Origin of the sequence: Cochlodiniinecator piscidefendens, from assembly GCF_011326755.1 — a bacterium.
GTDB classification, from domain to species: domain Bacteria; phylum Pseudomonadota; class Alphaproteobacteria; order Rhodobacterales; family Rhodobacteraceae; genus Cochlodiniinecator; species Cochlodiniinecator piscidefendens.
Genome location: NZ_JAAOIE010000006.1, coordinates 114,283 through 136,741, shown reverse-complemented (window position 1 = coordinate 136,741; position 22,459 = coordinate 114,283). Strand labels below are relative to the sequence as shown.

The 22,459-nt window shown below is 50.8% G+C and carries 20 protein-coding genes; 8 read left to right on the top strand and 12 right to left on the bottom strand.

Going from position 1 to position 22,459, the window contains the following annotated elements; genetic code table 11:
* The first annotated feature begins 18 nt into the window (after positions 1–18).
* The 3 genes from dctP (at position 19) to G9C99_RS15130 (ending at position 3,148) form a co-directional block, all read left to right on the top strand.
* Positions 19–1,029 (top strand): TRAP transporter substrate-binding protein DctP, encoded by a 1,011-nt coding sequence (gene dctP / locus G9C99_RS15140; RefSeq protein WP_166418366.1) that lies wholly within the window; start codon positions 19–21, stop codon positions 1,027–1,029.
* A 74-nt stretch (positions 1,030–1,103) separates the two neighbouring features.
* Entirely contained in the window at positions 1,104–1,748 is a 645-nt protein-coding gene (locus G9C99_RS15135) for a TRAP transporter small permease subunit (protein ID WP_166418365.1), read from the top strand.
* Positions 1,748–3,148: a TRAP transporter large permease gene (locus tag G9C99_RS15130; RefSeq protein ID WP_166418364.1), complete on the top strand. Its 1,401-nt coding sequence runs from the start codon at positions 1,748–1,750 to the stop codon at positions 3,146–3,148. Before G9C99_RS15135 ends, G9C99_RS15130 begins: the two co-directional genes overlap by 1 nt.
* An 18-nt stretch (positions 3,149–3,166) precedes the next feature.
* On the opposite strand, the gene G9C99_RS15125 is transcribed toward G9C99_RS15130, so the two are convergent.
* Positions 3,167–4,342: an MFS transporter gene (locus G9C99_RS15125; RefSeq protein ID WP_166418363.1), complete on the bottom strand. Its 1,176-nt coding sequence runs from the start codon at positions 4,340–4,342 to the stop codon at positions 3,167–3,169.
* A 55-nt stretch (positions 4,343–4,397) separates the two neighbouring features.
* A complete protein-coding gene (locus G9C99_RS15120) occupies positions 4,398–4,952 on the bottom strand; it encodes a helix-turn-helix domain-containing protein (RefSeq protein WP_166418362.1) in 555 nt (184 codons plus the stop codon).
* 211 nt (positions 4,953–5,163) lie between these two features.
* On the opposite strand from G9C99_RS15120, the gene G9C99_RS15115 reads away from it, so the two are divergent.
* The gene (locus G9C99_RS15115) at positions 5,164–7,047 is read left to right on the top strand and encodes a PhoX family protein (protein WP_166418361.1); all 1,884 of its coding nucleotides are present in this window, start codon (positions 5,164–5,166) and stop codon (positions 7,045–7,047) included.
* 50 nt (positions 7,048–7,097) lie between these two features.
* Here G9C99_RS15115 and G9C99_RS15110 read toward each other — a convergent pair whose 3' ends face one another.
* Complete coding sequence (locus tag G9C99_RS15110; protein WP_166418360.1) at positions 7,098–8,333, bottom strand: MFS transporter; 1,236 nt, start codon at positions 8,331–8,333, stop codon at positions 7,098–7,100.
* Positions 8,334–8,487: 154 nt separating this feature from the next.
* On the opposite strand from G9C99_RS15110, the gene G9C99_RS15105 reads away from it, so the two are divergent.
* Together G9C99_RS15105 and G9C99_RS15100 are read left to right on the top strand one after the other, a co-directional pair.
* On the top strand, positions 8,488–9,609 hold the full coding sequence (locus G9C99_RS15105; protein WP_166418359.1) for a CaiB/BaiF CoA transferase family protein: 1,122 nt from the start codon (positions 8,488–8,490) through the stop codon (positions 9,607–9,609).
* A gap of 171 nt (positions 9,610–9,780) precedes the next feature.
* Complete coding sequence (locus G9C99_RS15100) at positions 9,781–10,119, top strand: ArsR/SmtB family transcription factor (RefSeq protein WP_166418358.1); 339 nt, start codon at positions 9,781–9,783, stop codon at positions 10,117–10,119.
* A 48-nt stretch (positions 10,120–10,167) separates the two neighbouring features.
* On the opposite strand, the gene G9C99_RS15095 is transcribed toward G9C99_RS15100, so the two are convergent.
* Both G9C99_RS15095 and G9C99_RS15090 read right to left on the bottom strand, forming a co-directional pair.
* A complete protein-coding gene (locus tag G9C99_RS15095) occupies positions 10,168–11,085 on the bottom strand; it encodes an ornithine cyclodeaminase family protein (protein ID WP_166418357.1) in 918 nt (305 codons plus the stop codon).
* A gap of 3 nt (positions 11,086–11,088) precedes the next feature.
* A complete protein-coding gene (locus G9C99_RS15090; RefSeq protein WP_231704092.1) occupies positions 11,089–12,162 on the bottom strand; it encodes an alanine racemase in 1,074 nt (357 codons plus the stop codon).
* 113 nt (positions 12,163–12,275) lie between these two features.
* Here G9C99_RS15090 and G9C99_RS15085 point away from each other — a divergent pair, with 113 nt between their 5' ends.
* Positions 12,276–13,196 (top strand): LysR family transcriptional regulator, encoded by a 921-nt coding sequence (locus G9C99_RS15085; protein ID WP_231704091.1) that lies wholly within the window; start codon positions 12,276–12,278, stop codon positions 13,194–13,196.
* Positions 13,197–13,264: 68 nt separating this feature from the next.
* Here G9C99_RS15085 and speB read toward each other — a convergent pair whose 3' ends face one another.
* The 4 genes from speB to G9C99_RS15065 all read right to left on the bottom strand — a co-directional run bounded on the left by speB (position 13,265) and on the right by G9C99_RS15065 (position 17,219).
* Positions 13,265–14,230 (bottom strand): agmatinase, encoded by a 966-nt coding sequence (gene speB / locus G9C99_RS15080; RefSeq protein ID WP_166418354.1) that lies wholly within the window; start codon positions 14,228–14,230, stop codon positions 13,265–13,267.
* Between the two features lie 24 nt (positions 14,231–14,254).
* Complete coding sequence (locus G9C99_RS15075) at positions 14,255–15,535, bottom strand: TRAP transporter large permease (protein WP_166418353.1); 1,281 nt, start codon at positions 15,533–15,535, stop codon at positions 14,255–14,257.
* Positions 15,532–16,140: a TRAP transporter small permease gene (locus G9C99_RS15070; RefSeq protein ID WP_166418352.1), complete on the bottom strand. Its 609-nt coding sequence runs from the start codon at positions 16,138–16,140 to the stop codon at positions 15,532–15,534. The genes G9C99_RS15075 and G9C99_RS15070 overlap by 4 nt, the downstream gene beginning before the upstream one ends.
* A gap of 62 nt (positions 16,141–16,202) precedes the next feature.
* A complete protein-coding gene (locus tag G9C99_RS15065; protein WP_166418351.1) occupies positions 16,203–17,219 on the bottom strand; it encodes a TRAP transporter substrate-binding protein in 1,017 nt (338 codons plus the stop codon).
* A gap of 143 nt (positions 17,220–17,362) precedes the next feature.
* On the opposite strand from G9C99_RS15065, the gene G9C99_RS15060 reads away from it, so the two are divergent.
* Entirely contained in the window at positions 17,363–18,262 is a 900-nt protein-coding gene (locus G9C99_RS15060; protein WP_166418350.1) for a LysR family transcriptional regulator, read from the top strand.
* Between the two features lie 49 nt (positions 18,263–18,311).
* Here the strand turns inward: G9C99_RS15060 and G9C99_RS15055 are convergent, their stop codons facing one another.
* From G9C99_RS15055 to G9C99_RS15045, 3 genes are all read right to left on the bottom strand, one after another.
* Entirely contained in the window at positions 18,312–19,094 is a 783-nt protein-coding gene (locus G9C99_RS15055; protein WP_166418349.1) for a carnitinyl-CoA dehydratase, read from the bottom strand.
* A gap of 3 nt (positions 19,095–19,097) precedes the next feature.
* Positions 19,098–21,113, bottom strand: coding sequence for an acetate--CoA ligase family protein (locus G9C99_RS15050; protein ID WP_166418348.1), 2,016 nt, complete (start codon positions 21,111–21,113; stop codon positions 19,098–19,100).
* 108 nt (positions 21,114–21,221) lie between these two features.
* Entirely contained in the window at positions 21,222–22,382 is a 1,161-nt protein-coding gene (locus tag G9C99_RS15045; protein WP_166418347.1) for an acyl-CoA dehydrogenase family protein, read from the bottom strand.
* Between the last annotated feature and the right edge of the window lie 77 nt (positions 22,383–22,459).

Genomic DNA, 22,459 nt, shown 5'->3' with positions numbered 1-22,459 from the left:
TCTCTGGGAGGAAACACAATGCGCAAATATTTAAACCGGGCGGCGCTCGCGGCCCTTTCTCTGACCATCGCATCCGAAGCTTTTGCAACAGAATGGAATGTGTCTCTTTGGGGTAAGCGCCGCGCATTTACCGAACACGTCGAAAGATTGGCTGAGCTGGTAAGCGAAAGAACCAACGGTGAGTTTACCCTGAACATTAGTTATGGGGGCTTGTCCAATAACCGTGAAAACCTTGATGGGATTTCAATTGGCGCGTTTGAGATGGCTCAATTCTGTGCTGGTTATCATCGCGATAAAAACCCATCAATCACGGTTCTTGAATTGCCGTTCCTGGGTGTGTCATCGTTGGAACAGGAAGTCGCGCTTTCGATGTCACTTTATCAGCACCCAGCGGTTCAAGAAGATCTGGCGCGTTGGAACGCAACGCTTTTGATGCCGTCCCCATTGCCGCAGTATAATCTGGTCGGTGTTGGCGACGCACCCCATAGCTTGGCTGACTTCGAAGGTCTAAGCGTGCGCGCAACGGGTGGTATCGGTGCAGCGATGGAAACTGTAGGCGCTGTTCCTACGTCTATGTCAGCAACCGAAGTGCGTCAGGCAATGGATAGTGGCATTGTCAAAGCTGTGGCATTTGCCCCCCATGCGCATATGGCGTTTGGCACAATCGAAAACGGCACATGGTGGAGCACAAACCTCAATCCCGGTACCGTGAACTGCCCAGTTGTGGTGAATTCCGATGCATTGGATGCCTTGTCTGATAGCGAACGCGAAGCGTTGCTTGGATCCGTTGACGAAGCGCTGGATCACTACGTTACGAACTACAACACCAACACAATGGATGCATGGGGCCCAGCGTTAGAAGAACGCGGGATTGAACATGTGACATTCTCCGAAGAAGAATTGTCTGCCTTTAGAGAGGCGGCGGCGGCACCTGCAGCGGCGGCCTGGATTGCAGACAATACAGCACGAGGTCTTCCGGCACAGGAACTCTATGATCTCGTTACAGGTCAGATTGCCGAGAGTAATTAAACCTGACGTGACCTGCGCAGCTCTCCCGCGGCGCAGGTCATTTCTTTTTACATTTACATAGAAGGATCACAGCGATGGCTGGATCGTCTCTTGTTCTGTCTGATGACAGTTTGCTGAGTAAATTTGATAGGCAGCTTTATCGGCTCGAAAGCAAATTGGCTTTGGTCAGCGGTTTAGCCGTGTTTGGTATGATGTTGCTGGCGGTGTTTTCCGTTGGTGGGCGCAATCTGTTTGGCCAACCTTTACCCGGATATGTGGACTGGATAGAACAAGCGATGCCGTTGATTGCCTTCATGGGTATTTCATTCACGCAACGTGAAGGCGGGCACATTCGGATGGATATGTTTGTCGGGGCATTGCGGGGCAGGGCCTTGTATTCGGTCGAGTTTATTACGACGCTTGCGGTGCTCATTTTGATGATTTTGATGGTGTGGGGCAGTTGGGCTCATTTTGCGCGCAGCTTTGATTTCGGCGCTCCGCTCTGGAGCCGAGACAGTTCGATGGATATTTCGCTGCCACTTTGGCCAGCCAAGCTATTGGCCCCAATTGCATTTAGCGTTTTATGTTCACGTCTTCTTTTGCAGCTTTGGGCCTATGGACGGGCGTTTTATCGTAATGATGGGCACGCCATTGCAGTGCCTTTGATTGCGGATGCTGCGACGCAGGCCGCGCTTGAGGCCGAACATGTTTCTAGCCACGACAAACAGGGTGAAGTCTAATGGAACCGATTGATATTGGATTGATCGTCTCGGGCGGAATGCTTCTGCTTGTTGTGTTGGGAATGCGCGTGGCATTTGCTGCCGGGTTGGCTGGAATGATTGGGCTGATTTGGATTTTTTGGGCGCGCTTTGGTTATAATCCTGAAAAATTTATTCAAGCCCTGACAATTGCTGCGAAAACTGCGGGGCAGGTCCCGCATTCAAAGATTTCATCCCAAGCGTTGAGCCTGATCCCGACATTTATTCTTATTGGTTATCTCGCGTATTATGCGGGGTTGACCAAAGCGCTGTTTGAAGCAGCCAAACGTTGGCTGGCTTGGGTTCCGGGAGGGCTGGCGGTATCGACGGTTTTTGCAACGGCGGGATTTGCCGCTGTTTCAGGGGCCTCTGTCGCGACGTCTGCTGTGTTTGCCCGCATTGCGATCCCTGAAATGTTGGCCATCGGATATGATAAACGGTTTGCCGCAGGGGTCGTTGCCGCAGGTGGTACGCTTGCGTCGCTGATCCCACCTTCTGCGATTTTGGTGATCTATGCGATTATCGTGGAACAAGACGTGGGAAAGCTGTTGCTGGCTGGGTTCATTCCGGGTGCGTTTTCTGCGATTATTTATGGGCTGCTTATTGTTGGCATGGCGATGACGATCAAAGGGTTCGGCCCGTCGGTAAGTGGCTTTACGTGGCGGCAGCGGTTTGCAGCTCTGCCCCCGGCGTTGCCTATTGTTTTTGTCGTCGTGACGATCATCTTTTTCGTTTATAATCCGTTCGGCGGTGACGCATGGGGTACACCCACCGAAGGCGGTGCAATCGGGGCATTTGTTGTATTTTTGATGGCGGTTTTTCAAGGGATGCGTTGGGCAGAATTGAAAGATGCCTTATTAGAAACAGCAAAGCTAAGCGTGATGATTTTCACAATTATCTGGGGCGTTTTGATCTATGTACGGTTTTTGGGTTTCGCTGAATTGCCCACTGCTTTTTCCGATTGGATAACCTCACTGACGCTGTCACCGATGTTGATCCTCATCTGCATTTTGCTGTCTTATGCGGTGTTGGGCATGTTTATGGATGCCATCGGAATGCTGCTTTTGACCCTGCCTGTGGTTTATCCTGCGGTTATGGCATTGAACGGCGGCGAAGCTGTTTCAGCGGCGGAATCGACTTTCGGTATGTCGGGGCCAATGTGCGCGATTTGGTTCGGGATATTGGTGGTCAAAATGGCTGAGTTCTGCCTGATTACGCCGCCCATTGGGTTAAACTGCTTTGTGGTTGCCGGGGTGCGCGATGACCTAAGTGTGCAGGATGTTTTCAAAGGTGTAACGCCGTTTTTCATTGCGGATGCAGTAACGATTGGGCTGTTGGTGGCCTTTCCAGCGATCGTGCTTTGGTTGCCATCCCAAGTGTAACACTGCGCCAAACAGGGGTTAAAACTCTGTTTGGCGTCTTTTTTTCAGCACCAAATGCCCCATTGCCGCAATCGCATAAAATCCTATGATGATCGCAAAGGTGAAACCTGATCCGCCGCTTTCAAGTGCGATGAAAAGCATTGGCGTTCCGAGCAAATTTCCAAGGTTTCCCATTTGGGCCATAACGCCGTTCGAAAGCGCTTGGTCTTCGATGGTTGTATTAAGCTGAGGCACAGATGCAAAGCTTGCGCCTTGGACGAGGCCCAAGACCGCGAATAGGGTGATTGCGATAACCGCAATCGGGGCCCCGATATAGATTGAACTCAGCACTAAGATGGCCAGAACAAAACCTAGGATCACGATATGAACTGCCGAAAAGAACATCAAAGCAATCCCAACAACCCCAAGTGAAACCGGAATACTAACCAAGGGCATTAAGCCCGATACAGTTGTACGCAGGGTATTGGGTAGCAAGCTTGGCAATAAAGTGAGCAGGGCAACAAACGTAAACGTATAAAAAAACCAACCAAGGGCAGGGGCAAAGATGAATGGGGATTTATAAGCTTTGGCATGTAAAGACAGCACACCGCGCAACGTAAGAGGTGCGCCATTCTTTTGAGCCGTGAGATGTTTTAGCCCCAGCGCGGCTGCTAATAATACCGCCAAGATGAGCATATAGATTCCATGCAACACAAATAATGCGGGCAGTCCGTGTGTCGTTACAAACCCAACCCCAAACCACGCGACGAGCGCAAAGGTCACACCAAAGAATGTGCTCCAAAGTGCCATAGACGCCCCGCGCATTTTATCGGGGCTAATTTGTGCAATCAGGGTAGGTGCGGCTACGACGATGATTAAATGCGATGCCCCTTCAATCACTCGGCTGAGCATCATTAAACTTAGGGCTGGCATGATGGATTGCCACAGCGAAACGCATCCGCCAAGAATCAGAGATGCAATCAACATGCGACCTGATCCCCACCGCGCGACTAAAGTTCCCGCAACAATACCAAGTGCCGCACCAATTGTGCTGACCAAGGTGAGCAACCAGCCCGCACTGGCACCTGCGTTGGGATAATACTCTAGCAAGAAACTGAAGGGCACGGCGATCTTTGCAAATTGTGCAGCGGCACCTAAGCCAGAAAGCCATAATAACAGGATCAATAATGTAGTGCGAAATGGGGTATGTGACATGTGTCCGCTGTAACGCGAATACATGGAATGTACCACGCATATAATATGCGCTGTGCTACAGACTGCTGGTGAGGCGAACAGGGGTTCCATCCGCCAAATACAAACGTTCCCACATCAGTTTTCCGGCATCGATGCGCAATCTATCGTGTGAGGCAGCCGAAGTGTATAATACCTTTGGTTCAGGGGCCGCTAATGACCACCAATCCATTGCATCCAATTCTTCTTCGGCTTGACGTATTTCATCTGTTGCAAATTGCCAAAGAGAGGTCCCTATCCACTCATTGGGGGAGGCCCCCCAAGAGGTGGCGCGCGTAGGTGAGTAGGCAAGGCATTTATGGCTGGCTTCGTCTACGAGATGCACACCGGTTGTCGAGTGTTCAATAAGACGGCGCAAGGCCCGATCATCAGTGCCAAATGAAGAGACCGTATCCAATGCTTTCTTTTGCAAGTCAGCGTCTGGGGTTTGACGGCTTGATTCCCATCTTGAAATTGTCGTTTGGTCCACTCCCAACGATTGGGCGAGGGCAAATTGTTTAACGCCCATTGCACGACGTACGCGGCGCAAACGTTGTCCGAAGAATGGAAATTTATGGTTAAGTACGAACGCCATAGCTGTTTCTCTGGTGTTTACAAAGAAAATTACCGATCTCTTATCCCCGTATTCTATCGGCAAACTATGATCGTTAAAAGTGCAACGTCAAATTTCGTTTACCAAACTGTCACCTTCGTGAAACAAACCTTAATTATCCCGCCCTTGTGTTCAACAGCGGCGCATCATGCCGCATTTCCAGCCACACGCTATCGAAGCAAGGAAAAGAAATATGTCCGAAAATTCTCTACATGAACTGTCATGGGATGAGTTCGATGAAGCGCGCAGTCCGCGCCCTGAAGAAAACGAATTTGATCAGGTTGTAGAAAATGCCATCTCGCGCCGTGGAGTGCTGGGCGGGGCATTGGCGTTTGGCTCTGGGGCTGCTGTTTTTGGAACAGGTCTGTTTTCGTCCACGTCAATGGCACGGGCCACTGAAACACTGCCGTTTGGCTTTGCCCCGATCGATACTGCAACAGATTTCGCTGTGCATGTGCCTGAAGGGTTCTCTTCCAAGGTTCTGGTGCGTTTGGGTGACCCGCTGTGGTCAGATGCGCAGGGAGCTTACTCCGCAGACGCGGCTATTCCAGTGGAAATGTCTGATCGTGTGTTTGGCGAAAACACCGACGGTATGGAACTCTTTGAGGTAAACGGTCGTCAATTGATTGCGGTGAACTCAGAATATGTGAACCCAAAAATCAACCTACCACCCGAGGCAGAAGGCTCTCCCCGTACCGCGGCTGAGGTCACGTTGTTGAAGAGCCTTCAGGGTGTAACCGTGATGGAAGTGGCAAACACCAGCGGTGGTTATGAGGTCCTGATCGACAGCCCATACAATCGCCGTATTACACATGAAACCGAAATGGTTCTGGCTGGACCTCTTGCCGGTCATGCTTTGGTGCAAACTTCTGCTGATCCACAAGGTTTGGTTGTCAAAGGGACTATGAACAACTGCGGTTCAGGCAAAACCCTTTGGGGCACATACCTAACCTGCGAAGAGAACTTTAACGGCTATTTTGGTGCAACTGGTGAAGAACCAGTAGGCGAAGGCTACGCCCGTTATGGTATCGGCGGCGAAGGTCGTTATGGCTACGAAAAATTCGATCCGCGCTATGATATTTCCGTAGAGCCAAACGAACCCCACCGCCATGGTTTTGTCACTGAAATTGACCCGGCTGATCCATCATCAGTGCCGGTGAAACGGACGGCCTTGGGTCGTTTTAAACATGAAAATGCTGAAATGGTTCATGCCAAAGATGGCCGTGTGGTGGTGTATCTGGGGGACGATGAACGTGGCGAATATCTCTATCGTTATGTGTCAAACGATATCTATACCGAAGGCGGTTCAACTGAAGCTCTACTAGATGACGGCACGCTATATGTTGCAAAATTCAATGAAGACCAAACCGGCGAATGGTTGGCTTTGACATCTGAAACAACGGGTATGGATGCGGTTGAAATCTTGTGCTTCACCCGTATGGCTGCCTCGGCTGTGGGTGGCACAACAATGGATCGCCCTGAATGGGTCGCTGCAAATCCACTCAAGGCCGAAGCTTACTGTGCGTTGACCAACAACAAAAACCGCGGCGTTAAACCAAATGCAGGTGGCGATGATACCTCTGTAAATGCGGTGAACCCCCGTGAGACCAACAAATACGGTCAGATCGTGCGTTGGACGCCTGCCGATGAAAACCACGCGGCTGATATGTTTGCATGGGATCTATATGTCATGGCAGGCAATCCAACTGTTTATGACAACGCTTATGCCGGATCTGACAACGTGAATGCTGGCAACATGTTTAATTCACCAGATGGTATGGCCTTTTCCTCAGATGGTTTGCTGTGGATACAAACCGACGGGAACTACAAAAACGAAGACGAATTCGAAGGCATGGGCAATAACCAAATGTTGGTTGGTGATCCAGAAACCGGTGAAATCGCGCGCTTTATGACTGTTCCCTATGGTGCCGAAGTGACGGGCCTTTGCTGGTCGGTCGATAAAATGGTTGCGTTTGTTGGGGTTCAACACCCAGGTGGCTCTTGGCCAGATGGCGAAGGTAATCCGCGTTCTTCTATCATAACTGTACAACGCCATGATGGCGCTGCATTCGGTTAAGTAAACAGAAATAACGAATATGGCCTCCTACGCGGGGGCCATATTTACGTTTAGTTTGCCTCTTCTTCCTGAACCCAAGTTTCAGCCTGAAGCACGCCGGGTTGCGCGACACCGATAACGCTCGCGACTTGGACCTCGCCGGTTTCTGTTGGTGCGGCAACCTGAAAACGGCGGATCAACGCGACCAACGCAACCGAAATCCCAATAAAGGCCAAGAGAAGTTGTAGCCCCCGTCCGCCGAACAATGCGATAGAGTTAGGCCCCAACATTGTACCGACCAACAATCCGATATTTAGCAGCAAAACCATGGTGCCACTGGCCGGCACAACTTGGGACAGCTTTAACTGATCATTCGCATGTGCCGTCAAAATAGAATAGGCAGGGTAAAGCCCAATTGCGATTAGAATAAAGCCAATGACGATATGCGAGGGCGATGTATCAAATGCGAGCCAAAGACTCGCTACTGCGCTGATAACACCAAGGCCAATAACCACATACCGTCGGTCTGTGTGGTCAGAAATCCAACCCACGGGATATTGAACCAATGCACCTGCGATCAACGCCGCAACAAGCGCGCCCGAAGCCTGCGCAGCGGTAAAGCCCTGTTGCAAGGCATAAAGCGGCAGCGTGATATAAGACGCGGCAACACCAATACTGACCAGAATAATGCCAATAACCGCAATGGGTGACACCTTATAAAGGCGGCCAACCGACATGCGCTCAGGTACGGTGTAATCCGGTGCTTTGTTCCCTGACAAAAGGAGCGGAACAATCGACAGAGAAATCAAAATCGACACAACACCGAACAATAGATTTCCCGTTGGGTCAGGAAACCCGACAAGGGCAGTTCCCAAAGCAGGGCCAGCAAGCTGAATAATGAAGTAAAGCGATAGAACCTGCGCGCGTGTGCTATTGTCTGACTTGGCGTTTAGCCATCCTTCGGTGATCACATACAGGCCGGGATAGCAAAACCCACCCAAAAGGCGCATCGCGCTCCAGCTTACGGCGTCATTGGTCAGTAAGTGAATAATAGCTGTGATCGACACCAATGAGGCCAGCGCAGAAAAGGCGCGGATATGCCCCACCTTTTCAACCAATCGCGGGGCAAGAGCCGTTCCAGCCAATGCCCCGAACGGATAACTCGCCTGCATAATAGAGATTGTAAAATCGCTAAACCCAAGATGGGCGCCGCGAATGGTCAGCAATGTCGCCAGCAATCCGTTGGCGACCATCAACATCAGCATGCCTAAAAATAAGGCCCAGTTTTCATTTAATGCACGTATCATACTTAATGGCTATGATTTGAGCAGGATCGGTTCTAACAAACCCACGACACAGATATGTCGCGTTCAATACCAGATGATTTTGCTGGAAATTATACGGGTTGTTCTTTTCTTTGGGTGCCGAATGTGTCTCTTTGTGCAAACGGAGGGCATTGATATGGCGGCACCACTGCAGGGATTAAAAGTTGTTGAGGTTGCTCGGATTTTGGCCGGGCCCTGGATTGGCCAAACTTTGGCCGATCTCGGCGCTGATGTCATCAAAGTCGAAAGTCCCGCAGGGGATGACACGCGCACTTGGGGCCCCCCCTTTATTGAACAGGACGGCGATAAAACTGCGGCCTATTTTCATGGGGCGAACCGCGGGAAATCCAGCATCGCACTTGATTTCACCGACCCAAGTGATCGAGAAAAGCTACTAGAATTGGTTCGCGATGCTGATGTGTTTATCGAAAATTTCAAAGTTGGCGGGCTGAAAAAATATGGCCTCGACTTTGACAGCCTGCAAAAAGAAAATCCGCGTTTGATCTACGCATCTGTGACCGGCTTTGGGCAAACCGGCCCCTACGCGCATCGTGCTGGGTATGATTTTCTCATTCAAGGTATGAGCGGGATCATGGACCTTACGGGTGATCCGGATGGTGAACCGCAAAAAATTGGCGTTGCCTTTGCTGATATTTTTACAGGACTTTACGGAGTCATCGGTATTCAGGCCGCTGTGGCAGAGCGTGAAAAAAGCGGTTTGGGGCAGCATATCGATCTTTCGCTTCTGGACAGTATGACTGGGGTTTTGGCCAATCAGGCGATGAATTACCAAGTGACAGGTAAAAGCCCTAAACGCATGGGCAATGCGCATCCCAATATTGTGCCGTATCAAGTGTTCCCGGTGTCCGATGGCCACGTCATTATTGCTTGTGGCAATGACCGTCAATTCGCGGCACTGTGCCAAATTTTGAAATTGGATGACCTCACTACCGACCCTTTGTATGCAACCAATCCATCGCGGGTTTCTAACCGAGATGCGTTGGTGAACACACTGACAGAGGCATTGGCCCAATGGGGCAAAACGGATATTTTGGCGGCGCTGGAACAGGCAGGTGTGCCGGGTGGGCCAATTAACTCTGTGGCCGAAGCGATGGAAGACCCGCAAACAATACACCGCAATATGAAAATCTCCCCCGAGGGCATTCCCGGTGTGCGTACCCCAATTGTCTTTTCGCGCTCAACGCTTAACCTTGATAAAGCTTCTCCGGGGCGTCCGAAGAAAGTAAAAGATACTTGAAGTTGGTTCTTTTGCAGAAACGACTAGGTGCCGTAAAACGGGAACGTGTTCGGTTTACGAATGCAACCAAGGATAAGATGACCGGCCCAGATAAAAAGATAGCTCTAAAAGACAAATTGAGAGGCTGCGCCGTTTTCTTGTCAAGGACCTCCGTATGGCCTATCAGGAAGCATGACTTCTGAATTTGCTATCGAAGCTTTTGGGGCGCTCGCCCAATCATCGCGTATGGCGATCTATCGTTTGTTGGTTTCTGTTGGGCCTGAGGGGCTAACCGCGACTGAGATTTCCAAACGCTTAGAGGTCGTGCCTTCTACGCTTTCTGGACACTTGGGCATTTTGAAAAGGGCTCAGTTGTTGCGGGCGACCCGTAAATCGCGTGAAATTCACTACGCGGCGGATTTGGGAGCCATGAATAGGCTGATTTCCTTTATGCTATCGGATTGCTGCGGAGGGCAGGTCGAAAATTGCTTAGAAATTCTGAACCTCCTTGGAGATTGTCAAAATACCTAAGGCATTTAAGAGAAAAACTGTCCTGCAAGATTCTTAGTCTGCTTACGATTAAGAACCCGTGCCTCGCGATTGGATTTCGCGAATTACAGCGTCCGCGACATATAAGTCCTGCAAAGAGATCCCCGAACTGTCAAATATTGTAATTTCGGTATCCGTACTACGGGTAGGAAGTGTGCCAATTGCAGTTAAATGCGACTCCGGGCTGGCATGTTGGAATTCCCCTATTCGTCTGGATTGATTGGGTAAATCACAAAATAAGCGAGCGTTTTCAAATAACTTTGGGGGCAATTCCTGTTTGCCAGTCGTATCCGCCCCCATAGCAGAGATATGTGTGCCGGGTTGCACCCAATTTGCATCAAAGAGCGGCGCTGTTGCCGTTGTTGCTGTGGTAATAACATCTGCGCTTTTGGTTGCGGTTTCGGCATCAGTCATTTGTGCAGGCAATCCGGCTGCGATTAGACGATCAACAAACGCGGTAGTTCGAGCGGCATCACGGCCAACCACTTGAATAAGTTGGAAGTCACGGACTCTCGCCAACGCTAGGGCTTCGTATTCGGCTTGGTGTCCTGTACCAAAAATCGTTAAGATCTTTGCATCACTGCGCGCCAATAAATCAGTCGCAAAAGCATTGGCAGCCGATGTGCGATAGGCATTTAGTTTACTGGCTTCGACGATAGATCCGATGGCACCCGTCGTTTGATCGAACAATAATATAATGGACCCATGCCGAGGTAATCCTGCGGCATCATTGGTTGGAAAATATGATCCAACCTTGAGACCCGTGAACATATCATCGGTCGCTGATTTTACTGCAAATGTATTTTGGGGATCGGCGGCATGCCCAACCACTACAGGAAACACGTTTGCCCGTGGTTTTGCCGCTGCGCAAAGGGCTGCTCGCGCCGCAGTATAAGCTAGCTCATGGGTGATAATTTCGGATGATTGTTGTTCAGAAATAAAGATCATAAATTACCACCCTCCAAAGCGGTGCCAGATCAGAAGCGGTGCCTCAGCGTCTGATGGAATAACGTTGTAATGTGTGTGTTGTGCCGCGGTCGCGCAGCTATGGTTTGGCAAAATGCGCAGCTGGGTGCCGATCGGCACGTCAGGTACAGTTGCGCCTTCTCGGGCGGTGATAATGCCATGCTCTTGATTTGTTGTGCTAACGATCAACTCGGGATAGATCGCACCGTTCGCATCGCAGGCCACGCCGTACCCCTGATCAATGCGTTGATCAGCTGTTCCTCGGTCGCGTGACAAGGCCATCCAGCCAGCGTCAATCAAAATGCGCCCCTGCTGTGGTTGGACCCCAATAACAGTTGTTAAAACGGACAGCGCGATGTCCTCTTGGATGCAAACCCCAATACCGGCCATAACCAGATCAAAGAATACATAAACGCCGGCCCGTAATTCGGTGATGCCCGTCAGATCACGCGCGGCAAAGGCGGTTGGTGTCGATCCAATGCTGACCACCGGGCATGGCAGATTAGCATTACGTAAGATTGAGGCCGCCGCAACAGTTGTTGCACGCTCTTGCTCGGCACATGCTGCATGAGCTTCGCGACCTTCCATGTTGTAGCTTTCGCCAGCATGGGCCAAAACACCCCGCAGTATGCCCGCGTTTTCTAGGATACGGCCAATGGTAAGTAGCTCCGGGTCGTTGACTGTGATGCCGCCGCGATGACCGTCGCTGTCGATCTCAATGAATGCCGGAATGATCAGGTTTGTTTTTTTGCAAAAACGGGCCACTGCATAAGCCTGTTCGACGCTATCGAGCAATACCGATACAGAGCACCCCATGGCGCATAGCTTAGCAATTCGGGGTAGTTTTTGTTCGGTTATACCTACCGCATAGAGAATATCCCGCACCTCAGCCTTGGCAAAGGTTTCGGCTTCGGCGAGGGTAGAAACTGTCGCTGGGCCATTTTCTCCCGTTAGAACGCGTTTTGCGATATCAACAGATTTCACGGTTTTCAGATGTGGGCGCAAGTTAACGTTCAATGAACGTGCATGGTCGGCGAGCCTGTCAATGTTGGCCTGCATTTTGCGCTGGTCCAATATCAAGCAGGGAGTTTGCAAAGCCAAGAGGCGGGGGTCGGGTTTTGAGCTGAGTGTCATGACAGCAGTATAGACACGAGATTGATTAGCTGAAATTAATGATTGATGAAGCAAGCATTAAGGTATCATTTATGGTTGATCTCTCAGACCTGAAGCTTATACGCGCCATTTCCAATGCTCCTTCATTGGCCGCAGCAGCCCGGTTTTTAAACGTCACACCGCCTGCGGTTTCTCAGCGACTTAACAGTTTAGAGGCACAGCTGAAGTTAAAATTGGTCGATCGTAGTGCCAGTGGTATTCACCTCACCAGTGATGGGGAGCATTTGGCGCAACGGGCAGCAAGACTATTACACGATTTGGACCAGTTGCATGATGATCTTGCAACCCGAAGAGGCGCGATTTCAGGGCCACTGCATGTCGTGGCCCCCTTTGGCTTTGGGCGTTTGCATATCGCTGGTATTTTGGCCGATTTCGCACAACAAAATCCAGAAATCAGCCCTATGCTGACTCTGTCAGATGCACCTGTAAACATGACGAAAACAGATACTTGGGATGTGTTGATCCATGTTGGGCGAATAACAAAGGGGGATATTGTACAGCGAAAGATACGCCAAAATCGGCGACTTTTATGTGCCTCACCCTCCTACCTGGCTGAATATGGGATACCAGCCAAACCCAAAGATTTGATGGACCACAAATGTGGCGTGATCACAGAAGATCATGCAGATGTCAGCCTTTGGCAGTTTGAAAAGTCGGGGCAGAGTGCATGTTCGGTTCGTGTTCACCCGAGTTTCAGCAGCAATGATGGCGAAGTGATCCGGGATTGGGCTTTACGGGGACTGGGTATTGTCGAACGTTCTGAATGGAGTGTTCAACGAGACATCAAGGCTGGCAATCTGCAACAGGTCCTACCAGACTGGGACCTACCAGATGCAGATATTGTTGCTTTGCTTAATCCGCGCGCCTTGCGCAGTGCCAAATGCGAAGGGTTTGTGCGTTTTCTGCAAACACGATTATAGTACGACATTTATCTCGAATGCCGCTGGCCCCAAGCGAGAAATCCGCTCAGGGCCAGCGCAGGACAGGCTTAGGCTTTGTTATGGAAAATAAAGCCGATAAAGTTCAAAAGAAGCTGTGCAGCCAAAATCTGTGTGCTTTCGGACGGATCATAAGCTGGGGCGACTTCGACCAGATCAATCCCAACCACATCACCGCGTTTGGTCAGACCTTGGATGATTTCCAGCACATCGTAATATTGGAAACCGCCGTGGCTTGGGGTGCCGGTGCCGGGTGCGAGGGATGGGCAAAACGCATCAATGTCGATGGTGACATAGTAACGTGATCCTTCTGGGATACGATCTAAAACCGCCTCAGCGCCCAGCTTGCGCACCTGCCGGACAGACAGAATATCAGAGCCACGCTCGCGGGCATCTTCATAGCCCTCTTTCGCGGTGGAAGACACGTTGCGGATGCCGAGTTGGGTCATGCCAGAGACATAATCCTTTTCAATCGCGCGGCGCATCGGATTGCCATGACCATCCGTGACACCGTGGCGCTCATCTACAAAATCGAGGTGCGCGTCGATCTGGATCACATGGATTGGACCTTTTTCAGCGCAGTCGTCTTTATAGGCGTTGATGCATGGGATGTTGATCGAATGATCGCCGCCGATGGTCACGGGGATTGCGCCTGCGTCGAGGATCTTTTTCACACCATATTCGATATTGGCATGAGATTCCTCAGTTTTGGTGTGGATGATATCTGCATCGCCAATATCCACGATCCGCACGCTTTCATCGAGGTACGTTGCGTCGTCTTCGTGATCATAGGCACCTGCATGACCGAAGCTGAACAGGGTGGATGCTTCGCGCACGGAACGCGGACCAAAGCGCGCACCCGAGCGAAACTGACAGCCGAAATCAAACGGGGCCCCTAAAATCGCCACGTCTGCGTCGATCTTATCCCAGTTTTCAACATATGGCTTTTTGCCAAAGGTTGCGATGCCGACAAATGGCAGGTTCAGGCGACCTGCTTCGTAACCATGTGATGACATGATTGTCTCCGTTTCTTTTTATAATTAACGATAAGCCAGTTCCGGAAGGAACAAGGCAATTTGGGGAAAGATGACCAGCAAACCAGTCACGACCAATAGGATGAACAAGAAAGGCGGAACCCCTTTGACAACCTCCATGAAGGGACGTCGGAAGACCGCGATGGCTGTGAATAGATTGCAGCCAAACGGCGGAGTCGCCGCGCCAATTGCCACCTGAAGCGTGATCAAGACGCCGACCAAAACCGGATCGAGACCCGCTGCTTTGATCATTGGTGAAAAGATTGGAACAAGGATCAGGATCACCACAATAGAATCGACAAACATGCACCCAACGAAAAAGGCGATGTTGATTGCCAATAGGACCATCAACGGGCTTGCTTCATTCAGGCCAAGGGATGCGATAATTTGCTGTGGAACCTGAGCAAAGCTTAGCGTCCAGCTAAAGGCCGCGCCTGCCGCGATCAGAATAAAGACCACCGAGGTGATCGCACCAGTGGAAAGGGCAATATCAAAGAGATCGCGAGGTTTGATTGAACGAAAGATGATAACTTCCAAGATTGCCGCATAAAGCACGCAGATTGCGGCCGCCTCAGTTGGGGAAAACACCCCACCATAGATTCCACCGACGATGATCGCGGGGAAACCCATTGGCCAAAGCGCACGACGCATAGCTGTGAACCGCTGGCCCCAGTCTTCGCGCGGAAGTACCGGGATATTGTGGCGGTGGGCGTAATACATGCAGTACATAGAAAACAGCACAACAATCAAAAGCCCGGGCACAATTCCCGCGATAAACAGCTGGGAAATCGAAGTGCCGGAAACGACGCCATAAATGATCATGCCGATAGAAGGCGGGATCAGATAAGCAAGGTCAGCGGCATTTACGATCAGACCAATCGTGAAGCTATCGCTATATCCTGATTTCAACATACGTGGACGCATTGCACCACCAACGGCAACCACCGTTGCTTGGGTCGATCCACAAACCGCACCAAACAAAGCGCAGGCAGAGGTCACAGAAATGGCTAAACCACCTTTGACATGTCCCATAAAGCTCATGACGACATCAATCAGCCGGTTTGCCGACTGGCCCCGCGTAATGATGTCAGCCGCTAGAATAAACATGGGTACCGCAATCAATGCGGCTGGTTTAACCCCCCCGATCATCTGTTGGATCAGGATCTGTAAGTTCATATTGGGGAAATAGACCAAAAACCCTAGCACGGCTGCTGAAATCAGTGGCATTTTCATTGGGAAGCCACACAAAAGCAGGACAACCATAACGATCAGCATAAACTCCGTCATTTGGAGGTCTCCTTTTCGTTTTCTGTGTGACGTTGGATGGCTGCCGCTGTTTCGGGATCTTCGTAGCTATCGACCTCGAGATAAGAGACGTAGATCTCTTCTTCGGCAAAATTGAGATTGCGGATGGCGGTCAACAGATATTGAAAAGAGGCTAAGACGAGCCCAACAACAACCCAGATGTAAGTAAGGTACAAAGGAAACTGCAGTGCAGGGGTGATCCGACCACGGCTGGCAACCTTTTGAACATATTCAAATGCGTACCAAGCGAGGATCGCCATCATCACAGATGTTATTGCCGCAATGATAACCATCAATCCTTTGCGGATTTTAGGGGGTAGTGCATCGTAAATCGCGGACATTCGGATGTGGATACCCTTACGGGTTGCATACCCAAGACCCATAAATGTTACGATGATAATCAGAAACTCGTTCAACTCTTCAGAAAAGTAGATGGATTGATTGAACACATATCGCCCAAAGACATTTGCGATCGTATTGACGGCCATAAGGATAACGCCCCAACTCAGGATCCAGATTTCAACCCGTCCTATGGCAGCGTCAACCTTACCCAGAATACCGAAGGGCACGGTTTTTGGCTTTTGCATGATAGTCACCTTTGAGGTGTCCCGCGCGCGGGAGGGAAGAGGCGCGCGGGACTATTTCGGGATCAGTTACCAGCGAGTTCTGCGTTCAACGCATCCAGCAGTTCCTGACCGCGTGCACCGGCGGTTTCCACATATGCGGCCGCGGTGTCGGCGCTACGTGCGCGGAATACATCGCGCTCTTCTTCTGTCAAAACCACCAAGCTCACGTCAGGTTTTGCTTCTTGAATGATATCAAGGCGTTCCTGATTGAAATCGGTCACAACACCATCAATAAAACCGGTCATGTCCGACATAGTGGTGCGCACCAATTCCTGACGTTCTGGTGAAAGTGTTTCAAACCAATCTGATCCGGCCACCACGGTTGTGACCAACTCTTGTTCTCCGGCCCAGATCAAATGACTGGTCACTTCATAGAACTTCATTTCTTCAATGGTTGGAATTGGGTTCACTTGCCCATCAATCGCACCCAGTTGAAGTGCACCAAAGACTTCTCCAAATGGAAGCGGTGTGGGGCTAGCACCCATGTTGTTATATGTCTCAACCAAAATCGGCGACACCATCACACGCATTTTGAAGTTTTCAAAATCTTCCGGCGTACGAATTTCACGGTTTGTGGTCCAAACCTGCGGGCCTTCCGAATACATCGTCATGATCTCAAGACCACGTGTGCGGAAATCTTCGTTCAGTGGGCCATAGATAGTTTCAGAAGAGCTGAGAATGTCAGAAATGACAGCCGCGTCAGATGGCAAGAGATAGGGCAGAAGGAAAACCTGGCTTTCAGGTACAATTGTGCCGAGGTTACCAATTGATACGTTGGTAAAGTTGATGACGCCGTCTGCGGCTTGTTCAACGGTTTCTGTGGGCGTGCCAAGCGTTCCCATTGGATAGACAGTCACCGTAACATCCCCATTGGTGGCCGTTTCGATCCGGGATTTAAATTCTTGCGCGTAAGCGTCCATGATAGAGCCTGGAATCTCTTCGATCGCGAATTTCCAGTCTTCAGCAAAAGCGGCAACAGGCGCAAAACTTAGCAGCGCGGCGGCGGCCGTCGTTCTCAGATGTTTCAAAGTGATGGTCATTTGGTATCCTCCCATGATCCCAATTAGATTCGATCATGAAAAGAACAGCATGCAATATTGCATGAAAAAATATTAACTTGCTTATTTTCACATAACAAAAATTCATGTAAGTAATATAGTTGCGCAATTGAAGGCAAAGACAATTGAAACTACTCAGAAATACACTGCTTGAAACGTTTGTAACCGTTGTGGAATGCGGTGGTTTCTCTGATGCACAGTTCGCGCTGGGGATTACTCAATCGGCCATTAGTATCCGTATACGTGACCTGGAAACGGGGCTTGGCTATCGGGTCTGTGAACGTGGGCGCGGGGGCTTTCGCCTTACCGAACGGGGCGAAATCGCGTACCGCAAAGCCCGTGACATTTTACTGTCTGCCCGTGATTTTGACGCAGAGTTGTTAGAGTTACGAAATGCGATCACCGGTGATTTGCGTATAGGCGTAGTTGATGCAGTTAGCAGTCTACCGGGTTTACCCTTGGTTGCCGCGCTTCAGAAATTTTTGGCACGGCCCAACGAAGTTCAGTTAGAGCTTGTCATCGCCTCACCGACGGATCTGACCCAGCGGCTGATTTCAGGGGAAGTCCATGTCGCCATTGCGCCGTTCCGCCATCAACTGCCCGATCTATCTTATACCGAAGTTTGCAAAGAGGCGCATAGGCTGTACTGTAGCGATCAGCACCCGCTCTTTAACTTGCCCGCAGAAGAAATTGATGCTGGCATTTTGTCTTCATACCCGCTTTGCCAACGCTCATATGATATGATGGCGTCTACTGATTTGGCAAAATCAAAGGCACAGGTTGTTGTGGCAAATATGGAAGCCATGGCTATGCTAATCGAAAGTGGGCACTATTTAGGTGCATTGCCCAAGCATTTTGCCCAGAGTTGGGTTGATAAGGGTATTTTTCGCGAATTGAATAGTGACGATCTACGCTGGACCTCTACGTTTTACCTTGCGTCCCGCCAAAGTAAGGCCCACCGCCGCGCCGTCGAACTTTTTATCCAAGATATCTGCAGCTGTGCTGATAAGTCCGACCCCAAATGAGAAACACACTCTATTTGGGGCCGTGCATTATATCTAACAGAACTGCGCTTTATTTGCCTTTCCAGACTGGGTCGCGTTTTTCGGCAAAGGCTTTTGCTCCTTCGAGCTGGTCCTCGGAGCGGTACAGTTTTTCAACAGTCGGTAGCTGGCTTTTGGTAATGCGGTTCATCGCGTCTTGGAACTTGCTGTCTTCGGCATCGCGCACCACTTCTTTGATCGCGGCGTATACCAATGGCGGGCCACTCGCCAATAAGCGTGCCAGATCCCATGCGCGATCTAACAATTGATCGGCAGGCACGATTTCGTTCACAAGCCCCCAGCGATTGGCCTCATCTGCATCGAACCAACGCCCAGTGAGCAAAAGCTCCATCGCGATATGATAAGGAATACGTTTAGGCAATTTGACAGAAGCGGCATCCGCGACCGTGCCAGAACGAATTTCTGGCAAAGCAAACGTAGCATGTTCAGCAGCTAGGATAATATCTGCGGATATCGCCAGCTCCAGCCCACCACCACATGCGATGCCGTTCACGGCTGCGATCACGGGCTTATTCATATCACGCAGTTCTTGAAGACCGCCAAAGCCACCAACGCCATAATCGCCATCCACAGCATCACCGTCAGCCGCGGCCTTTAAGTCCCATCCTGGGCAAAAGAATTTTTCGCCAGCGCCAGTTAAAATGGCGACCCTCAATTCTGGATCGTCGCGAAAATCGCGGAAAATTTCACCCATGATCCGGCTGGTGGTCAGATCAATGGCGTTCGCTTTGGGGCGATTTAAGGTCACCTCTAGAATAGTGCCATCGCGTTTGGTTGTTACCGGTGATGTCATCGATTAGGCCTTTCTGATAAGAGCATCGACTGCGACCGCCCGATTGGGGGTGCACAAAAGAGGGTTGATTTCGACTTCGCTGACAGTATCTGCATTTTCCAATACATAGCTCTGCACAGCTTCGATCGCGACTACAATTGTATCTAGGTTTGCCGCAGGTTTACCACGGTAACCAGCTAACAACGGTGCAACCTTTAACTTGGCCAACGCAGCGCGAATATCGTCAGGGGTGACCGGCAACAAAAGCGATGTAGTGTCACGCAATACCTCAGTCAGCACACCGCCTGCACCAAGCGTCAGGACATAACCATGCGCGGGGTCACGAATAACGCCGACCAGTAATTCGGCAACCGTTCCTGTGATCATTTCTTCGATCAGAACGTCCGATGTGCCAATTTCCGAGGCCACGCGAACCGCATCCTCAGGAGCAATTTCCAAACGCACCGCTTCGTGTTCCGACTTATGCGCCAAGCCGACACCTTTAATCGCAAAGGGTGGATGTAATTCTGCGGCAGCTTGGGCGATTTGATCGTTGCCACTAACGGATCTATTTTGCGGCACCACGAGCCCGTGCTTGCGCAGTGCTTCTTTAGACTCTGCTTCACTAATGGTTTGCGTCGGGGCTAATTCACCCGGCAGACAAAGCGGAGCATCAGCTGGAGCACGCAAAATAGAGGCCGCTTCGGTCGCTGATAGCGCTTCGCGTAGACCAAAGAATGGCACAACACCGCCCGCCATCAACTCTGCGGCAACATCTTCTGGTAAAAGTTCGGGTAAAGTTGCTACAACACCAAATCGCGCACCCGTGTCTGCCCGTACCTTTAACGCCGCGCCCGTTGCACAGATCCAATCCGACGCGTCTGTTGTCGGGTAATCCACAATGGAAAACGTCATCGCAATTCCATCACCCGTCATGCCGGACCATGCGCGCGCCATCGCATCCTGATCCCGCCAAATGTAGGTGTGGTAATCTAGCGGATTATTTAGCGCGACCATCGGGCCAAGTGCCTCGCGCAGCACACCCTTTTGTCGATCTGTAAGCGGTGGAAAATCCAAACCAGTATCTACCGACATATCGGCAATGAGGCTGGCTTCGCCACCCGAGCAACTAATTGAAGCAATCTGACCGTTGGGCAGAGGTCCATAACAATGAAACAGCTTCAAGGTTTCCAAGAGGTCGGGCAACGCCTTTAGACGCGGAATACCCAAACGATCCAAAAATGCCTGAGCCCCGGCGTCACTGCCTGCCAAAGATGCGGTGTGGGACACCGTTGCTTGTTGTGCCTGTTCTGATGCACCCACTTTCAACACCGCAAGCGGAATACCCTTTGCATGTGCCTTGGCCGCCAATGCTTCCCAATCGCGCAGGTCTTTGAAACCCTCTACATGAAGCCCAATTGCCGTTACACGTGGGTCATCCAGCAGACCCGCTGCAATCTGCGCCTGAGAGGTTTGCGCCATGTTTCCGCAGGCCACCATATAAGCAATGGGCAACCCGCGCTTTTGCATCGTCATATTGATCGATATGTTCGAACTTTGCGTCAGAATAGCGACACCAGATTCAACACGCGTGCAACCATGCTGATCTGGCCACAACAAAGCGCCATCCAAGGCGTTTACAAAGCCATAACAGTTTGGTCCCAGAATCGGCATATCACCCGCCGCTGCAACCAACTGATTTTGTAAATCATCACCTGATTGATCTTCCGCCAGCGCTTCGGAAAAGCCACTGGCAAAACAGACGGCACCTCCTGCGCCCATGTTCGACAGTGCTTGCACGGTTTCAATTGTCGCATGTCGATTGATGCCGATAAACACGGCATCAGGGGCATTCGGCAAATCCTCCAAAGATTTGAAGACGGGGTAGCCTGCGATCACATCTGACTTTGGATGAACGGGCCAGATTTCGCCATCAAAGCCCATCCGTTCGGATTGATGGATGATTTGTTGGCACCACGCACCCCCGCCAATCACGGCAATGGAAGCAGGTCGGAAAAGACGATTAAGTGAGTGGGTCATGATTGATCCGCGCGAGAAAAATGGCATTGACCCGGCGGCAGGCACGACAACATGATTGAGAGCGAAATCTCATGTTTGCCGATGTGACCCAACCGCCGAGATATGATCTTAGGCACCTAGAGGGCGCAGAAGATCCCGAGAAATAATATGACGTTGAATTTCTGATGTGCCGTCCCAAATTCGTTCGACCCGCGCGTCGCGCCAGAACCGTTCTATCGGGAAATCATCCATCAATCCCATGCCCCCAAATATCTGCAATGTGGTATCTGTCACACGTGCCAGTGCCTCAGAGGCATAGAGCTTAGCTGATGCAATTTCTCGGTTTGCTGGCAGCTCTTGATCCAAACGCCATGCGGCCGCCAATGTCAGCCAATCCGCTGCGTCAATCTCGGTAATCATATCAGCGATTTGAAAGCTCACACCTTGGAATTTTCCAATGGCTTGGCCGAATTGTTTGCGTTCGGCAGAGTAATTCAACGCATAGTCAAAACACCGCCGCGCCCGGCCCACGGAAAATGCTGCAACCGTCAGGCGGGTGGCATACAACCATTCGTTCATCACAGCAAAGCCGCCATCAACTTCGCCTAGGACCTGCGCGTCCGGCAGCCGGCAGTCATCAAAGCTAAGGATATAGTTTTTGTATCCCTTATGGCTGACCGAGTTATAGCCTTCGCGAACATCAAAGCCCGGTGTTCCACGATCTACGAGAAAAGTCGTGATCCGTTTTTTCGGACCTTTCGGGGTGTCATCTTCGCCTGTGGCTATAAAGACAATAAAGAAGTCAGCATGCTCTGCACCGGAAATGAAGTGTTTTGATCCATTGACCACCCAATCGCCGCCATCGCGCACCGCTTGGCAGCGCATGCCGCGCACGTCAGAACCGGCGTCCGGCTCGGTCATTGCTAATGCATCCATCCGTTCGCCACGTACCGCAGGCAATAGATAGCGTTCGCGCTGATCTTCGTTACATGCCATCAAGATGTTCTGGGGGCGTCCAAAGAAATGCGTCAACGCCATAGAGCCACGGCCCAGCTCACGTTCAACCAGCGTAAAATCCACATGGCTTAGACCCGCTGCGCCAACTTCTTCGGGGAAGTTACAGGCGTAAAAACCCAGATCGATACATTTCTGTTTGATCTCTTGGCCCAATTCGTGAGGAACCTGGCCCGTGCGTTCGACTTCGGCCTCGTGGGGGTAAATTTCCTTTTCCACAAAACTGCGGACGGTCGAGACGATCATCTCTTGTTCTTCTGACAGGCCGAAATGCATTTCGCATGCTCCTCATTAGCTGGTTCCGGAAATAAAATCTGGTATTTTCCAACACTGGCGTGCAAAATTGGCCACAA

Bases quoted from the DNA above. Each gene is read 5' to 3' on its own strand.
- dctP (WP_166418366.1), top strand. From the start codon at position 19: ATGCGCAAATATTTAAACCGGGCGGCGCTCGCGGCCCTTTCTCTGACC.
- G9C99_RS15135 (WP_166418365.1), top strand. From the start codon at position 1,104: ATGGCTGGATCGTCTCTTGTTCTGTCTGATGACAGTTTGCTGAGTAAA.
- G9C99_RS15130 (WP_166418364.1), top strand. From the start codon at position 1,748: ATGGAACCGATTGATATTGGATTGATCGTCTCGGGCGGAATGCTTCTG.
- G9C99_RS15125 (WP_166418363.1), bottom strand. From the start codon at position 4,342: ATGTCACATACCCCATTTCGCACTACATTATTGATCCTGTTATTATGG.
- G9C99_RS15120 (WP_166418362.1), bottom strand. From the start codon at position 4,952: ATGGCGTTCGTACTTAACCATAAATTTCCATTCTTCGGACAACGTTTG.
- G9C99_RS15115 (WP_166418361.1), top strand. From the start codon at position 5,164: ATGTCCGAAAATTCTCTACATGAACTGTCATGGGATGAGTTCGATGAA.
- G9C99_RS15110 (WP_166418360.1), bottom strand. From the start codon at position 8,333: ATGATACGTGCATTAAATGAAAACTGGGCCTTATTTTTAGGCATGCTG.
- G9C99_RS15105 (WP_166418359.1), top strand. From the start codon at position 8,488: ATGGCGGCACCACTGCAGGGATTAAAAGTTGTTGAGGTTGCTCGGATT.
- G9C99_RS15100 (WP_166418358.1), top strand. From the start codon at position 9,781: ATGACTTCTGAATTTGCTATCGAAGCTTTTGGGGCGCTCGCCCAATCA.
- G9C99_RS15095 (WP_166418357.1), bottom strand. From the start codon at position 11,085: ATGATCTTTATTTCTGAACAACAATCATCCGAAATTATCACCCATGAG.
- G9C99_RS15090 (WP_231704092.1), bottom strand. From the start codon at position 12,162: ATGCAGGCCAACATTGACAGGCTCGCCGACCATGCACGTTCATTGAAC.
- G9C99_RS15085 (WP_231704091.1), top strand. From the start codon at position 12,276: ATGATTGATGAAGCAAGCATTAAGGTATCATTTATGGTTGATCTCTCA.
- speB (WP_166418354.1), bottom strand. From the start codon at position 14,230: ATGTCATCACATGGTTACGAAGCAGGTCGCCTGAACCTGCCATTTGTC.
- G9C99_RS15075 (WP_166418353.1), bottom strand. From the start codon at position 15,535: ATGACGGAGTTTATGCTGATCGTTATGGTTGTCCTGCTTTTGTGTGGC.
- G9C99_RS15070 (WP_166418352.1), bottom strand. From the start codon at position 16,140: ATGCAAAAGCCAAAAACCGTGCCCTTCGGTATTCTGGGTAAGGTTGAC.
- G9C99_RS15065 (WP_166418351.1), bottom strand. From the start codon at position 17,219: ATGACCATCACTTTGAAACATCTGAGAACGACGGCCGCCGCCGCGCTG.
- G9C99_RS15055 (WP_166418349.1), bottom strand. From the start codon at position 19,094: ATGACATCACCGGTAACAACCAAACGCGATGGCACTATTCTAGAGGTG.
- G9C99_RS15050 (WP_166418348.1), bottom strand. From the start codon at position 21,113: ATGACCCACTCACTTAATCGTCTTTTCCGACCTGCTTCCATTGCCGTG.
- G9C99_RS15045 (WP_166418347.1), bottom strand. From the start codon at position 22,382: ATGCATTTCGGCCTGTCAGAAGAACAAGAGATGATCGTCTCGACCGTC.